This is a genomic window from Roseovarius sp. MBR-79 (genome assembly GCF_053628555.1).
Map to the genome: position 1 here is coordinate 14,661 of NZ_JBRJGP010000018.1, position 14,914 is coordinate 29,574.

The 14,914-nt window shown below is 67.5% G+C and carries 16 protein-coding genes, 1 tRNA gene and 1 riboswitch; of the genes, 12 read left to right on the forward strand and 5 right to left on the reverse strand.

Annotated features, from left to right (window positions below; all coding sequences use genetic code 11):
* Positions 1-62: 62 nt before the first annotated feature.
* Positions 63-152: transfer RNA gene (locus tag ACSSV8_RS16115), tRNA-Ser, on the reverse strand.
* Positions 153-266: 114 nt separating this feature from the next.
* Here ACSSV8_RS16115 and ACSSV8_RS16120 point away from each other — a divergent pair.
* The 8 genes from ACSSV8_RS16120 to ACSSV8_RS16155 all read left to right on the forward strand — a co-directional run bounded on the left by ACSSV8_RS16120 (position 267) and on the right by ACSSV8_RS16155 (position 6,689).
* Positions 267-1,100: a DUF2059 domain-containing protein gene (locus tag ACSSV8_RS16120; protein ID WP_454283136.1), complete on the forward strand. Its 834-nt coding sequence runs from the start codon at positions 267-269 to the stop codon at positions 1,098-1,100.
* Between the two features lie 189 nt (positions 1,101-1,289).
* Positions 1,290-1,925, forward strand: a complete 636-nt coding sequence (locus ACSSV8_RS16125) for a 50S ribosomal protein L21 (RefSeq protein WP_354538053.1) — start codon at positions 1,290-1,292, stop codon at positions 1,923-1,925.
* An 11-nt stretch (positions 1,926-1,936) separates the two neighbouring features.
* Positions 1,937-2,206 carry a 50S ribosomal protein L27 gene (gene rpmA / locus ACSSV8_RS16130; protein WP_354538052.1) on the forward strand — a complete coding sequence of 90 codons (270 nt, stop codon included), beginning with the start codon at positions 1,937-1,939 and terminating at the stop codon, positions 2,204-2,206.
* A gap of 181 nt (positions 2,207-2,387) precedes the next feature.
* Entirely contained in the window at positions 2,388-2,927 is a 540-nt protein-coding gene (locus tag ACSSV8_RS16135; protein WP_454283137.1) for a GNAT family N-acetyltransferase, read from the forward strand.
* 36 nt (positions 2,928-2,963) lie between these two features.
* Entirely contained in the window at positions 2,964-3,998 is a 1,035-nt protein-coding gene (obgE, locus tag ACSSV8_RS16140) for a GTPase ObgE (RefSeq protein ID WP_354538050.1), read from the forward strand.
* Positions 3,986-5,092, forward strand: coding sequence for a glutamate 5-kinase (gene proB / locus ACSSV8_RS16145; RefSeq protein ID WP_354538049.1), 1,107 nt, complete (start codon positions 3,986-3,988; stop codon positions 5,090-5,092). Before obgE ends, proB begins: the two co-directional genes overlap by 13 nt.
* 71 nt (positions 5,093-5,163) lie before the next feature.
* Complete coding sequence (locus ACSSV8_RS16150) at positions 5,164-5,802, forward strand: DUF1007 family protein (RefSeq protein ID WP_354538048.1); 639 nt, start codon at positions 5,164-5,166, stop codon at positions 5,800-5,802.
* Entirely contained in the window at positions 5,784-6,689 is a 906-nt protein-coding gene (locus tag ACSSV8_RS16155; RefSeq protein ID WP_354538047.1) for a nickel/cobalt transporter, read from the forward strand. Before ACSSV8_RS16150 ends, ACSSV8_RS16155 begins: the two co-directional genes overlap by 19 nt.
* Before the next feature lie 5 nt (positions 6,690-6,694).
* Here the strand turns inward: ACSSV8_RS16155 and ACSSV8_RS16160 are convergent, their stop codons facing one another.
* Complete coding sequence (locus ACSSV8_RS16160) at positions 6,695-7,090, reverse strand: metallopeptidase family protein (protein WP_354538046.1); 396 nt, start codon at positions 7,088-7,090, stop codon at positions 6,695-6,697.
* Positions 7,091-7,145: 55 nt separating this feature from the next.
* Positions 7,146-8,072, reverse strand: a complete 927-nt coding sequence (locus ACSSV8_RS16165) for an MBL fold metallo-hydrolase (protein ID WP_454283138.1) — start codon at positions 8,070-8,072, stop codon at positions 7,146-7,148.
* Between the two features lie 149 nt (positions 8,073-8,221).
* Here ACSSV8_RS16165 and ACSSV8_RS16170 point away from each other — a divergent pair, with 149 nt between their 5' ends.
* Positions 8,222-9,541, forward strand: a complete 1,320-nt coding sequence (locus tag ACSSV8_RS16170) for an MFS transporter (protein WP_454283139.1) — start codon at positions 8,222-8,224, stop codon at positions 9,539-9,541.
* Between the two features lie 65 nt (positions 9,542-9,606).
* Positions 9,607-10,932 (forward strand): glutamate--tRNA ligase, encoded by a 1,326-nt coding sequence (gltX, locus tag ACSSV8_RS16175; RefSeq protein WP_454283140.1) that lies wholly within the window; start codon positions 9,607-9,609, stop codon positions 10,930-10,932.
* On the opposite strand, the gene ACSSV8_RS16180 is transcribed toward gltX, so the two are convergent.
* Together ACSSV8_RS16180 and ACSSV8_RS16185 are read right to left on the reverse strand one after the other, a co-directional pair.
* The gene (locus ACSSV8_RS16180) at positions 10,916-12,184 is read right to left on the reverse strand and encodes a DUF2254 domain-containing protein (protein WP_454283141.1); all 1,269 of its coding nucleotides are present in this window, start codon (positions 12,182-12,184) and stop codon (positions 10,916-10,918) included. The two genes, gltX and ACSSV8_RS16180, sit on opposite strands and share 17 nt — an antisense overlap.
* Before the next feature lie 197 nt (positions 12,185-12,381).
* Positions 12,382-12,999, reverse strand: coding sequence for a gamma-glutamylcyclotransferase family protein (locus tag ACSSV8_RS16185; protein ID WP_454283156.1), 618 nt, complete (start codon positions 12,997-12,999; stop codon positions 12,382-12,384).
* 42 nt (positions 13,000-13,041) lie between these two features.
* On the opposite strand from ACSSV8_RS16185, the gene ACSSV8_RS16190 reads away from it, so the two are divergent.
* Together ACSSV8_RS16190 and gcvT are read left to right on the forward strand one after the other, a co-directional pair.
* A complete protein-coding gene (locus ACSSV8_RS16190; RefSeq protein ID WP_454283142.1) occupies positions 13,042-13,494 on the forward strand; it encodes an RrF2 family transcriptional regulator in 453 nt (150 codons plus the stop codon).
* Positions 13,495-13,524: 30 nt separating this feature from the next.
* Positions 13,525-13,612, forward strand: a riboswitch (glycine riboswitch).
* Between the two features lie 159 nt (positions 13,613-13,771).
* Positions 13,772-14,896, forward strand: a complete 1,125-nt coding sequence (gene gcvT, locus ACSSV8_RS16195) for a glycine cleavage system aminomethyltransferase GcvT (RefSeq protein WP_454283143.1) — start codon at positions 13,772-13,774, stop codon at positions 14,894-14,896.
* Positions 14,897-14,914 lie beyond the last annotated feature (18 nt).

Here is a 14,914-nt window from a genome sequence, read left to right on the forward strand (position 1 = left end):
CTCGAAAACAACGGAAAAATCCGGCCGCAGCCGGATGGGGAGAACAATTTCGCGAGGGCAAGTGGCGGAGAGACAGGGATTCGAACCCTGGGTGGGGTTGCCCCCACAACGGTTTTCGAGACCGCCCCGTTCGACCACTCCGGCACCTCTCCGCGGGGGTCTGGTGAGCGCGTTTACTTGGCTTTGGAGGGCGGGGCAAGGGGGTTATGGATTGTTTGTGCCGCAAAATCGCCTAGGTTTGGGAAAACAGATCGAGAGGTCCCGCCATGGTGTTTCTGCCGTCTCTCCAGCGTCTGCCTGCCCTTGGTCTGACGCTGATGCTTGTGTTGTGGTCCTGCGTCGCAGCGGGGGCCGACCGCGACCGACTGTCGGCGTTCCTCGAGGTGACGGGATTCGACGTGGCGCTGGACAGCATCGCGCTGAGCGCGCCGGACGCGCCCGCGATGGTCGATCTCGCGCCCGAGGATTTCGGGATGGCTTGGGAGCGGATCACCGGGGAGGTCTTCGATACCGTCAAAATGCGGGCGCGAGCGCTCGATATTCTCGCCGAGACGCTCGATGACGAGATGCTGAACCATGCCGCCGAGTTCTACGCCTCCGGTCTCGGGCAGCGTCTGGTCGCCGTGGAGAACGCGGCGCATATGCGCGCGGATGACGAGGCCGCGCGGGCCGAGGGCGAGGCGCTGCTGGCGGCAATGGATGAGGGGCGCCGCGCAGCCCTGAGCGAGATGAATGACGCAATCGACGCCTCGGGTCAGTCGCTTCTGGCGATCCAGGAAATCCAGTTCCGCTTTCTCATGGCGGCGTCCGCGGCGGGGCTGACCGAGGGCGCGATTGATGCGGACATGCTGCGGCTGATGCTGGCACAGGGGGCCGAGGAGATGCGCGAACCGATGCGCGCCTCGGCGCTGGCCAATGCGGCGCAGACCTATCAAGACCTGTCGACCACGGATTTGCGCGCCTATGCCGCCGCGTTGGGGCATCCCGTGATGGCGCGGGTTTACGAATTGATGAATGCCGTGCAATACGAGATCATGGCCGACCGGTTCGAGGCGCTGGCGCTGCGGCTGGCGGATGTGCCCCGCGCGCAGGATTTGTGAGCGTCTCGGGGCGGGGAATGGCTTGACTCGGCGGCGCGCCTCGCGCATATGCCCGTGATCCGGCGGGATGGCCCGCCGGTATTGTTTTTGAATGACACCCGGGACGGGTGCGCTGTCCGAGGTGGCCCAGGGGCCGAAAACGCCCGCGAAAGCGGGGACCACAGGACGCGGAAGCGAAAGGAAATGCCCATGTTTGCGGTCCTCAAGACCGGCGGCAAGCAATACAAGGTCCAGTCCGGCGATACGCTCCGGGTGGAACGCATTGCGGCCGATGCCGGTGAGAAAGTGCAGTTCAACGAGATTCTGATGCTGGGCGGTGAGAGCCTTGTCATCGGCGCGCCGCTGGTCGCGGGCGCGGCCGTGCAGGCCGAAGTGATCGACCAGATCAAGGGCGAGAAGGTCATCAACTTCGTCAAGCGCCGCCGCAAGCACGGCTCGCAGCGCACCCGTGGCCACCGCCAGAAGCTGACGCTTGTGCGGGTGACCGACATTCTGGCGTCGGGCGCGGATGCAACCGGCGTCAAGGCCGCGATCGGCACCGGGTCCGTGAGCGCGTCGGCGCTGGCCACGACCGCGCCGAAGGCTGCGAAGGCCCCCAAGGCAGAGACGGCCAAGGCCGCTGCCGGTGGCGACGATCTCAAGCGTTTGTCGGGCGTCGGCCCCGCGCTCGAGAAAAAACTGCACGAGGCGGGCGTGACCAGCTTCGCGCAGATCGCCGCATGGACGCCCGAGGACGTGGCGGCCTTCGACGAGAAACTGAATTTCAAGGGCCGGATCGAGCGTGAGGGCTGGATCGAGCAGGCCAAAGAACTCGCGCAGGGCTAAGGAGAGACGAGATGGCACACAAGAAAGCAGGCGGCTCATCCCGCAACGGTCGCGACTCGGCTGGTCGGCGCCTTGGCGTCAAGAAATACGGCGGAGAGGCTGTCATTCCCGGCAACATCATCGTGCGTCAGCGTGGCAACAAGTTCTGGCCGGGCGATGGCGTCGGTCAGGGCAAGGATCATACGCTCTTCGCCGTGACCGAAGGTGCCGTGACGTTCCGCAAGGGCCTCAAGGGCCGCACCTTCATTTCGGTCCTGCCAGTGGCGGAGGCCGCAGAGTAAGCCGACCTCGAAGGTTTTGACAAACATGAGGGGATCGGCGCGCGCCGGTCCCCTCGTTCGTTTTGCCGCCGAACGGTCAAATCCGCGTCACTTTGCGGTGTGAGACCACAGCGCCGCGCTTGCGGTGCCCCCGACCGCCCCCATCTTGGGGGATGTTCCCCGTCATGCGAAGGAGGAGCGCATGAAGTATGAGACCATCATCGCGCAACCGGTGATCGAGACCGAGCGGTTTGACCTGCGCCCGCTGCGCGTGTCGGATGCCGGACTGATCGCGCTCAACGCGGGTGATATCCGCGTGGCGCGCGCGACCGCGACGATCCCGCATCCCTATCCGCCGGGCGCGGCCGAGGCGCTCATTGCGCGCGCGCAGTCCGAGACCCGGCTTGAGGATATCTGGGCCATCGACGCCACCAGGGTCGGCGGGCCCGAACTGATGGGCCTCATCAGCCTCACCCGCGTGGATGCGGGCCAGTCCGAGATTGCCTATTGGGTGGCCCCGGCGTTCTGGAACACGGGCGTGGCCTCGGCGGCGGTCGAGGCGCTGATCGCTGCCAACCCGCATCACGCGCGCACGATCTTCGCCAGCGTGTTTCAGGACAATCCGGCCTCGGCGCGGGTCTTGACGAATTGCGGCTTTCAGTATCTTGGAGATGCCGAAACCCACTCGGTGGCGCGCGGCGCGAACGTGCCCACCTGGACCTATACCCTCAAGATGCTCTGAGGCCCCGCGCAGGGCCTTGGGCCGGAAGGACGGACGATGAAATTCCTCGACCTCGCCAAGGTGTATATCCGCTCGGGCGCGGGCGGCGCGGGCTGCGTGGCCTTTCGCCGTGAAAAATATATCGAGTTCGGCGGCCCTGATGGCGGCGATGGCGGGAATGGCGGCTCGGTCTGGGCCGAGGCCGTGGACGGTCTCAACACGCTGATCGACTTTCGCTATCAGCAGCATTTCTTTGCCGATAACGGCCGCCCCGGCATGGGACGGCAAAAGACCGGGGCGAGCGGCTCCGATATCGTGCTGCGGGTGCCGGTCGGCACGGAGATCCTTGACGAGGACGAGGAGACGGTGATCGCCGACATGACAGAGGTGGGCCAGCGCATCGAGTTGGCGCATGGCGGGAATGGCGGCTGGGGCAATCTGCGCTTCAAGACATCGACCAACCAGGCCCCGCGCCGCGCCAATCCCGGTCAGGAGGGGGTGGAGCGCACGATCTGGTTGCGCCTCAAGCTCATCGCCGATGTGGGCCTTCTGGGCCTGCCCAATGCCGGGAAATCCACGTTCCTAGCCGCCACCTCGAACGCGCGGCCCAAGATCGCCGATTACCCCTTCACCACGCTGCATCCCAATCTGGGCGTGGTGGGTGTGGACAATGTGGAATTCGTCGTGGCCGATATTCCCGGCCTGATCGAGGGCGCGTCCGAGGGGCGCGGCCTGGGCGATCTGTTTCTGGGCCATGTGGAGCGGTGCGCGGTGCTCTTGCATCTGGTCGATGGCTCTTCGGGGGATCCGGTGGCGGATTATCACACGATCATCGAGGAAATCGGTGCCTATGGCGCGGGGCTGGCCGACAAGCCGCGCCTCACGGTGCTGAGCAAGATCGACACGCTTGACGACGAGGAACGCGCGTTTCTGCGCGACGAATTGCAGGCGGCGAGCGGCGGGCCGGTGATGCTCATGTCGGCGATTTCCGGCGAGGGCGTTACGCAAGTGCTGCGCGCCTTGCGCGCGCGCATCGACGCGAACCGCCTGCGCGAAAGGACCGCCCCGGAGGAAGCCCCGTGGCAACCCTGAGCGATGCGCGCCGCGTTGTGATCAAGATCGGCTCGGCCCTGCTGGTGGACCGCGCCACCGGGGCCTTGCGCGCCCCTTGGCTCGCCTCGCTGGCCGAGGATGTGGCTGGCTTGCGCGCGCGCGGCGCGGATGTGATCCTTGTGTCGTCGGGCTCGATCGCGCTCGGGCGCGGAGTGCTCGGCCTGCCCGCCGCCGCGCTCTCGCTCGAACAAAGTCAGGCGGCGGCGGCCGTGGGGCAGATCAAGCTTGCCGGGGCCTATGAGGCAGCACTCGCGCGTCACGGGTTGCAGGCCGCGCAGGTGCTGGTGACACTCGAGGACAGCGAGGACCGCCGCCGCTATCTCAATTCCCGCGCCACGATGGAGCAGCTTCTGCGCCTTGGGGCCGTGCCCATCGTCAACGAGAACGACACCGTGGCCACGGACGAGATCCGCTATGGCGACAATGACCGTCTGGCGGCACAGGTCGCGGTGACGGCGGGGGCGGATGTGCTCATTCTTCTGTCGGATGTGGATGGCCTTTACACCGCCAATCCGCAGATTGATCCGGGTGCGCACCACCTCGCCGAAGTTGCCGAAATCACGCCCGAGATCGAGGCGATGGCGGGCGATGCCGGCTCGGGCCTCTCCAAGGGCGGGATGAAGACCAAGGTGATGGCCGCGCGCACCGCCACGGCGGGGGGCTGTGCCATGGCGATCACGCGCGGCGACCGGCTCCACCCGGTGCGCGCGCTCATCGAGGGGGCGCGGGCGACGTGGTTCGCGGCGCAGGGCGACCCGCAGCAAAAGCGCAAGGCCTGGATCGCGGCGATGAAGCCACGCGGCCGCGTGACCGTCGATGCCGGGGCCGCGCGCGCGCTGGCCAAGGGTAGCAGCCTTCTGTCGGCCGGGGTGAGCGCGGTTTCGGGGACCTTCGGGCGGGGCGACCCGGTGGAGGTTGCCGAGGAGGGCGGGCGCGTTCTGGGCCAGGGCCTGACCCGTTACGACGCCGAGGATGCCCGGCGCATCGCGCGTCTGCGCTCGGACCAGATCGAGGCCGCGCTCGGCTATGCCTCCCGCGGCCCGCTCATCCACCGCGACGATCTCGCGCTCTGAACTGGGCCGATCCTTGCCGAGCCTGCGGGGCGCGCTTGCGGGGCGATCCGGGGTGGCCTATCTCTGGGCGCATGAAAAACATCGCCCTCGCCGCCCTCATCGCCGTGCTGCCCGTGTCTCAGGCCGGGGCGCATCCGCATGTATTCGTCGATGTCGCTCTGCGCTTTCAGGATGACGGCGCGGGCAATCTGACCGGCGTCGAGGTGACGTGGAGCTATGACGATTTCTTCTCGCTGTTGATCCTGACCGATATGGGGCTTGATCCCGATGGCGACGGGGTGCTGACCGAGGAGGAACTGGCGCGGCTCAAGGGGTTCGACCTTGTGGAATGGCCCGAGGGGTTCGAGGGCGATCTTTACCTCCATGCGGGCGAGGAGAAAATCGCGCTGGACCACCCGACACCGACCGGGGTGCGGCTTGAAGAAGGCCGGATCATTGCCACCCATGTGCGCAGCTTCGGCCCCGTCCCCGCCGAGGGCTTGCGGGTCGAGCCGTATGATCCGACCTATTACGTTGATTACACGCTTGCCGGACCGGTCACATTGCCGTCGGGCTGCGCCTATGCGATCCGCGAGCCGGACCTTGACGAAAGTCAGCGCGCGTTCCGCGACATGCTCGCGCAACTGAGCGCCGAGGAGCAATATACCGGCGTCGAGGTGGGCAATCTCTTTTCCGACACGATGGTGATCTCGTGCCGCGCGCGCTCCTGAGCATTGGGGCGCTGGCGGTTCTGGGGCTGGCGGTCTGGCTATGGGGGATGGGCGGCGCGGATGACCTTGCCGCCTGGGCGCGCGCGGGTCAGGCCGAGACGCAACAGGCCATGGCGCGCCTCCTGCGCGCCTTGCGCGCGGGCGAGCCGGGGGCGATGGTGGGGCTTCTGAGCCTCTGTTTCGCCTACGGCTTCTTTCACGCGGCAGGGCCGGGACATGGCAAGATCCTGATCGGCGGCTACGGCATGGCGGCGCGGGTGGGGGCGGCGCGGCTCTCGGCGCTGGCGCTGGCGTCAAGCCTTGCGCAGGCGGCCAGTGCCGTGGCGCTGGTTTATGCGGGGGTGTTCCTGTTCGACCTCACACGCCAGCAGATGACCGGTGTGGCGGAGGGGCTTCTGGCCCCGGTAAGCTATGGCGCTGTGGCGCTGGTGGGGCTGTGGCTGGCGTTGCGCGGGGGGCTGCGCTGGAACCGGGCGCGCGCGCTCCGTGCCCCGGGCCACGATCATGACCATGCCTGCACCGGTTGCGGCCACAGCCACGGCCCGACCCCGGAGCAGGCCGCGCGTGTGCACGGCTGGCGCGATGCGGTCATGCTCATCGGTGCGGTGGCGATACGGCCCTGCACCGGGGCGCTTTTCCTGTTGATCCTCACATGGCGCATGGGGATCGAGATGGCGGGCATCCTCGGGACCTTTGCCATGGGCCTTGGCACGGCAAGTGTGACCCTCGCCGTGGCGCTCGCCTCGGTCACGCTGCGCGAGGGCGCGCTGGCGCGGCTGACGACGACAGAGGGACGGGGTCTTGCGCGTGCCCTGACCGCGCTGGAAATCGGCGCAGGGCTCCTGATTGCGGCGCTGTCGCTGCACCTCATGCGCGCCACGCTCTGAGCGCGCTATTCCCACCACTCGTCGATGGCGGCAATATCGTCATCGGACCAGCCGAAATGGTGGGCAAACTCGTGCACCACCACATGCGCGATCAGCTCTTCGAGCGGGATGTCGCCCCGGTCGCGCCATTCATCCAGGATCGGCTCCCGGAAGAGCCACACGGTATCGGGCCCGAGCGGCTGATCGAACTGCGATTTCTCGGTGAGCGGAATGCCCTCGTAAAGCCCGGTCAGCTCAAGGGGATCGTCGATCTCCATCTCGGCCAGGATATGCGCGGGCGGCCAGTCCTCGATCAGCAGGACCACGTCGGAGGCGGGCTTGCGAAAGGCCGGCGGCAGCGCGTCGATGGCGTCGAGCGCGAGGCGCTCGAAATCGGCAAGGGAGGGCGGGCGAGTATCCATGCGCGCCATATGGGGCAGGGGGCCGGGATTGTAAATCCGGCCCCCTGCGCGGTGCTCAGAGCATGAGCTGATAGCTGGCGGGCACGTAGCGGAATCCGTCGCCCGCCGTCTCGACATAGCCCAAGCCGGGCCAGGGCATGTGATAGCCGACAAAGGGGATACGGTCGGCCGAAAGCATCCCCAGAAGGCGGCGGCGCGTGGCGGCGGCGGCTTCTTTGTCCATGTCAAAGCGCACCTCCCAGTCGGGATGGGCCAGCGACCAGACATAGTGATTGGCGAAATCCGCCGCGATCAGCAGCGATTTGCCCTCGCTTTCGAGCATGTAGGCGGTGTGGCCGGGGGTGTGGCCATGGGCCGCCATGGCGGTGATGCCGGAGGCGACGCTTGCGCCATCGGCGGTCATGGCGGTCTTCTCGGCCAGCGGGCGCATGTTGGCGTCGAACCGCTCGTTGCCCGCCCCGGCCCAATGGTCGAACTCGGTGCTGGCGGTGACATAGCGGGCATTGGCAAAGGTCGGCGCGCCGTCGCGCATCAACCCGCCGATATGGTCGCCATGCATATGGGTGATCACCACCACGTCGACCTGATCCGGGGTATATCCGGCCTCATTGAGCGCACTCACGATGCCATCGGGATTGAGGCCGGTGTCAAAGAGCACAAGCTCGGCCCCGGTATTGACCACCGTGGGGGTAAAGAAGAACTGCGCCTGATCGGTGGGCAGGTTGGCGGCGGCAGAGACGGCGTTGAATTCCTCGGCGCTGACGTTGAGGCCGAAGATCGTCTGCGGATCGGGGCGCGGGGCGGTGGCGGCCAGAAGCGTCGTCACCTCGAACGCGCCCAGCGTGACGCGGTTGAAGCGGGTGCTGGCGGGGCCCATCATCGGGGCCGCCGCGCGTGCAGAGGTGCCGGCAAGGGAGGCGGCAAACGGTAGAGCGGCGGTTGCGGCCATGAGGCTGCGGCGGGTGATCTGTCTTTTGGTCATCGAAGGCTCCCTGTCTCTGAAGCGACGCGTTGACAGTAGCGCCCACGCGGCTTTCGACAAGAGGGTAGCGCGGATCGGGCACGGCGCGGTGACGCTCACGCGAAGTTGATCGGGCTTGCGGCGGCGCGGGACAGGCGTAGTCTGCGGCCATGCTCGGCATCCTCAAACACCGCGATTTCGCCCGCCTCTTCGCCGCGCAGGTCGTGGCGCTTCTCGGCACGGGGCTGTTGACCGTCGGCCTCGGCCTGCTGGCCTATGATCTGGCGGGGGCGGCGGCGGGGATGGTGCTGGGCACGGCCTACACGGTCAAGATGGTGGCCTATGTCGGTCTGTCGCCGGTGGCGCAGGCCATGGTGCAGCGCCTGCCGCGCAAGGCGGTGCTGATCGGGGCTGACCTGATCCGCGCGGGCGTGGCGCTTTGCCTGCCCTTCGTCACCGATCTGTGGCAGGTCTATGCGCTCATCTTCGTGCTTCAGGCTGCTTCGGCCACCTTCACCCCGGCGTTTCAGGCGGTGATCCCCGATATCCTGACCGATGAGCGCGCGTATACCCGCGCGCTGTCGCTCTCAAGGCTGGCCTATGACCTCGAGAACCTGCTCAGCCCCGCGCTGGCGGGCGTGCTGCTTCTGGTGCTGGGCTATCACTGGCTGTTTCTGGGAACGGTGGCGGGGTTCGTGGCCTCGGGCTGGCTGGTCTGGCGCGCCACGGTGCCGCCGGTCGCGGGCGGCGCGGCGCGCCCCTTCCGCGAGCGGCTTACGCGCGGCGCGCGCATTTACCTCGCCACGCCGCGCCTGCGGGGGCTTCTCTCGCTTAACCTCGCGGCCTCGGCGGTGGGCGCCTTCGTGCTGGTCAACACCGTGGTGCTGGTGCGGGTGGATCATGGCGGGGACGAAAGCGCGCTGGCACTGGCGATGGCGGCCTTTGGCGCGGGTTCGATGGCGGCGGCGCTCATGCTGCCGCGCGTTCTGGAAAGGTTGAGCGACCGGCCGGTGATGCTGGCAGGGGCCGGGGCGCTGGTGGTCCTGGCGCTGGGCACCGGCGCGGCGATCTGGGCAGGGCAGGCCCCGGCATGGGCGGCGTTTCTCGCGCTCTGGGCGCTTATCGGGCTGGCCTATGCGGCGGTTCTCACGCCTTCGGGGCGCCTGCTGAGGCGTTCGGCCCACCCGCAGGACCGCCCCGCGCTTTTCGCCGCGCAATTCGCCCTCAGCCATGCCTGCTGGCTTGTGACCTATCCGCTGGCGGGCGTGGCGGGGCGCTGGCTGGGGATGGGGCCGGCGCTGGTGATGGCGGGGCTTGTGGCGGCGCTGGGCCTCATGCTGGCGCTGCGGCTCTGGCCCGGCGATCAGGCGCGTGCGCCCTTGCACGACCACCCTGAATTGCCGCGCGACCATCCGCATCTGCGCACCCATGGGCAGGGACCCCATGCACATGGCTATGTCATAGACGATCTGCACCGCCGCTGGCCCTGAGCCGGGCCATTCTGGACAATCGTCCATACCTGTGACAAAGCCCCGGCCATTGTCAGGAGACGCCCATGACCACCACCCGCTTTGCCCCGTCGCCCACCGGCTATATCCATGTCGGCAATCTGCGCACCGCGCTGATGAACTATCTCATCGCGGCCAGGGCCGGGGGAACCTTCATCCTGCGCATCGACGACACCGACCCGGAGCGCTCGAAAGAGGAATATGTCGATGCGATCAAGCAGGATCTGGAGTGGCTCGGCCTGCATTGGGACCGTGTGGAGCGGCAATCGCAGCGGCTCGACCGCTATGCCGGGGCGGCTGACCGGCTGCGCGGCATGGGGCGGCTCTACGAGGCGTTCGAGACGCCGACAGAGCTTGATCTCAAGCGCAAGAAACAGCTCAACATGGGGCGGCCCCCGGTCTATGACCGCGCTGCCCTGGCGCTAACGCCGGAAGAGGGCGCGCGCCTGCGCGCCGAGCGCGGCGCGGGCGTCTGGCGTTTTTTGCTCGATCAGCAGAGGATCAAGTGGCCCGACGGTATCCTCGGCCCGATCTCCATCGACGCGGCGAGCGTGTCGGACCCGGTGCTCATCCGCGCGGACGGGCAGGTGCTCTATACTTTCGCCTCGGTGGTGGATGATATCGAGATGGGCGTGACCGACATCGTGCGCGGCGCGGATCATGTGACCAACACCGCGACGCAGATCCAGATCATCGAGGCCCTGGGCGGCACGGCCCCGCGTTTCGCGCATCACTCGCTGCTGACGGGGCCGCAGGGAGAGGCGCTGTCCAAACGTCTCGGCACGCTTTCCTTGCGCGACCTGCGCGCGCGGGGGGTGGAGCCGATGGCGCTCCTGAGCCTGATGGCGCGGCTCGGCTCGGCCGATCCGGTGGAATTGCGGACCGACATGGCCGAGTTGATCGAGGGCTTCGACATCGAGCGGTTCGGATCCGCACCGACCAAGTTCGACGAGGCCGACCTCTTTCCGCTCACCGCGCGCGTGATTGCCGCGCGGCCCTATGAGGCGGTGGCCGGGGCCATCGCGGCCCTTGGCGTGCCCGATGATCTGGCGCGGCAATTTTGGGACGTGACGCGCGAGAACATCACCACGCTGCACGATCTCGAGGGCTGGTGGACGCTTTTCCGGGACGGAGCGGAGCCGGTGATCGACGCCGAGGATCGGGCCTTTATCGCTGAGGCGATGGCGCTCTTGCCCGAGGGGCCGCATGACAATGAGACCTGGGGCAAGTGGACCGCGGCGGTCAAGGAGGCCACGGGGCGCAAGGGCAAGGGACTGTTCATGCCGCTCCGCAAGGCGCTGACGGGGCAGGCGCACGGGCCGGACATGGCGCGGGTTCTGCCGCTCTTGCAGGTGATCAGGGCAAAAAGCTGATCCCGTCGCCGGTGGCGCGCAGGCGCGCGCGCTCGCTGTCCAGTGCCAGCGTGGCGTCAGCGTGATCGAGCGCGCGGGCGGCCATGGCGCGTGCCGCCTCGGCCAGCGCGGGGTCGGGGGCCTCCGAGAGCCGCAAGAGCGCCGCGCGCAGCCGCTCGGCCACCTCGATCTGGCCCGCCCCGTCGCGCGCGGTCTGGGCAAAGGCATTCTCGATCAAGGCCGCGCGCGAGGTGTCTGGCAGGAACAGCCCCTCGAAAAGCCGTGCGTCGGCCTCGGGGCGCGCGCGCGCCCAGTCGAGCAGCAGCTTTTCCAGCCGGCAGATCACGGCGATGGCCGTGCCGGGATCGTTGATCCCCGGCGAGAGCGCGCGCGCGGCGGTTTCCGACAGCACCATGAGACCATAGCCCGCATCCTGCTCGAAGGTGCGATGCGCGCCGATGGTGAGGTGCGTCCCGATGGCCGCAAGCGTGGCGTCGTCAAGCCCCGCCGCATGGCCGATCGCCTCGCCCTCGATCACGTAATCGCCGGGGCGGGCGTAGAGATAAAGCCGCGCCTGCGCGCCGGTGCAAAGCGTCGAAAGGCCCGGCATGTCGATGAACTGCACATGGCCCGTGGCGGGCGCGGGGATGGCGCGCGCATCGGCGGGCAGCACCATGTCACGGCTGAGTTCGTGCGCCCCGAGCGCGGGCAGTTGGCGCGTGCGCATGAGGCAGGGCCGTGTCGCCGCCTCGATGGTGGCCAGCGTCGCGTCCATGCTGCCCAGATCGCTCAGGTGATGGATCCAGCGCAGCAGCGCCAGAATGACCACCACCACCACCGCCACCGTCACGCCCAGCACGATCACGCTCGCCCCCTCGGGATAAAACCCGGCCTTGAACAGGATGATGGCGGCGAGCGCGTAGACGAAAGCGCCGATAAAGGTGGCGAGCACGGTTTGCGTGGTCGTATCGGCCAGCAGAAGGCCATGCACGCGCGGCGTCGTCTGTCCTGCGGCGGCGTTATGCGCCGTCACCATGACGTTCAGCGAGAAGGTGCTGACAGCGAGCATCCCCGAGGCGAGGATGGTCAGGATCGGAAGCACTGTGTCGGGTGAAAAGCTGCGCCGGAGCGTGGCGGGGATCATGTCTTCGGCCAGGATGGCAATCGCGGCCGTGCCCACAGACAAAAGCGCAAAAAGCGTCACCCGCAGCCACAGCTTGCGGCTGAGGCGTCGCAGGATCATCGCCGGAGAGGAGAGAAACAGGGATTTCATTGATGACCATGCCTTTGCGGTGACAATGCCAGAGTTGCGCGCGGCGTGGCCGCACGCAAGCCCGGACGATGCGGCGATGGATAATTTCAAGGGGGCTGGCGAAAGGCGTTTTTTCGCAGAAAAAACGCCGCCCCGAGAAAATTCGCGAATTTTCTCGGGATTGGCCGGGCTTGGCCGGTCCCCTTCGCGCGCGGGCCTCAGTCCTGCGCGGGACTGCCCAAGGCACCGACCCGCCAGAGGTGATCGTCGGTGATCGCGCGTTCCTTTGCCGTCACCGGCTGATGGCGTGGATAGCGCGGCGCGGCGCGGTCGTCGAGAATGGGCGCGTCCCAGCCATGGGTGGTGGTGAAAAAGCGTGTGACGCCCTCCTCGCCGAATTCACGCAGATAGCCCTGCACGACCACGTCGAGATAGCTCAGCAGGATCGGATGCGCCTTGCTTGGCGCGCCGTGATGTCCCTCGGGGATGGTGTATACCGCGATCTCGGGGTGGTGGGGCAGGGCATGGCGCACCTGATGGGCGGCGGGCGCGCGGATATAGGCCGCTTCGCGCGCATCGAGCGCGGGCCAGTGCGCCCGCGCCACCGGCGCGATCAGCCCGTCGATCTCGGCCGTCTCGTCCGGCACCACGGTGAGATAGGCCACCGCGCGCAGCGTGGTGTGCCGCCAGACCCGCCGCCAGCCGCGCAGGTGTGCGGGCACCGCCCCCGCGAAATCATGCGTGGCCCGGTTCACCAGACTGCCATAGCCGAAGAAATATGCATCCCGAACCAAGGTTTTTTTCCTCGCTTGACGTGTATCAAGGCCCGTTTGCATGGTCGGCGCATAATGGGGCAGTTTCAAGAGAGAGTGTGCCCCATGCGGATCACCAAGAGAACCAATATCGCCATCCGGCTGCTGATGTTCTGCGCGGTCAACCCCGACCGGCTGGTGACCAAGGCCGAGATCGCCGAGCGCTGCAACACGTCCGAGAGTCATCTGGCGCAGATCATCAACCGCCTCGGGCAATTGGGCTTTCTGCGCACGCAACGCGGACGCACGGGGGGCGTGACACTGGGCCGCCCCATGGCCGAGATCCGGGTTGGCGACGTGTTCCGCCAGCTTGAGGAAAACGTGCCGGTGGCCGAGTGCTTTGCCGATGCGGACAACACCTGTCCGCTCAAATCCGCCTGCCGGTTGCGCGCGGCGCTTTCCGATGCGGTCGAAGCGTTCTATCGGCGGCTCGACGGGGTCACGCTCGATGCGCTGGTCTGCGAGAACGACGCGCTCATTGACATTTTTTCCGCGCCGCCCTGCCTCAAACGGGCTTGATCGGGCGCGCGCAGTATACTAGCGTCCACAGCAATCGGACAGGGAGAACCGGCCGCGGGCCGGTGCCGAAGGAGCAACCGCCCCGGAAACTCTCAGGCGCAGGGACCTGCCCGATTTCGACACTCTGGAGAGACCCCTTTGCGGGGCGCCGACGGGATAGCGATCTCAGGCCAAAGGACAGAGGGGGCATCGTGGCGCGGGCCGTTTTGGCATTGCGTATAATCGGTGCCGGTGCGACCTTCAAAGCGGTCCGGCCCACAAGGTGAGGGAAGATCCGTTGGCCGATCTGCAAACGACGCCGCTCAATGCGCTGCACCGCGAGCTTGGGGCGAAGATGGTCCCGTTCGCGGGCTATGACATGCCGGTGCAATATCCCATGGGCGTGATGAAGGAACATCTGCATTGCCGCGCCCGCGCAGGGCTGTTCGATGTAAGCCATATGGGGCAGGTGATCCTGCGCGCGCCGGGGGGATATGCCGGGGCGGCGGAGGCGATGGAGCGCCTCGTGCCGGTCGATCTTCTGGGGCTGGCCGAGGGGCGGCAGCGCTATGGCGTTTTCACCAATGACGCGGGCGGGATCCTTGACGACCTGATGATCGCCAACCGGGGCGATCACATGTTCGTCGTGGTCAACGCCGCCTGCAAGGCCGATGACATCGCCCATATGCGGGCCGGGCTGAGCGGTGTGGAGGTCGAGGAGATCACCGACCGCGCGCTCTTGGCGCTGCAAGGCCCCGCCGCCGAGGCGGTGCTGGCGGCGCTGGTGCCCGAGGTGGCGGCGATGCGTTTCATGGATGTCGGCGTTTTCGAGTCGATGTTCGGCGAGCTATGGGTCTCGCGCTCGGGCTATACCGGCGAGGACGGCTATGAGATTTCGGTGACTGACGGGCAGGCCGAGGCGCTGGCCCGCGCCCTGCTGGCGCAGGATGATGTGGAACCCATCGGCCTTGGCGCGCGCGACAGCCTGCGGCTGGAGGCGGGATTGTGCCTTTATGGCCATGACATCGACACCACCACCACGCCGGTCGAGGCGAGCCTGAACTGGGCCATCCAGAAGGTGCGCCGCGCGGGCGGCGCGCGGGCGGGCGGTTTTCCGGGGGCGGACAGGATATTGGACGAATTGCGCAACGGCGCGTCGCGCGCCCGTGTCGGGCTGCGTCCCGAGGGCCGCGCGCCGATGCGCGAGGGCACGGCGCTTTTTGCCGCCGCTGAGGGGGGCGAGGCCGTGGGCCATGTCACCTCGGGCGGGTTCGGTCCCACCATCGAGGGGCCGATGTCGATGGGCTATGTGCCCCGCGCCCTCGCCACCCCCGGCACCACGCTATATGGGGAGGTGCGCGGCAAGCGGCTGGCCGCTACGGTCAGCGCGCTGCCCTTCACCCCCGCCCGTTTCAAACGCTGATCACAAGGGAGCCCACAG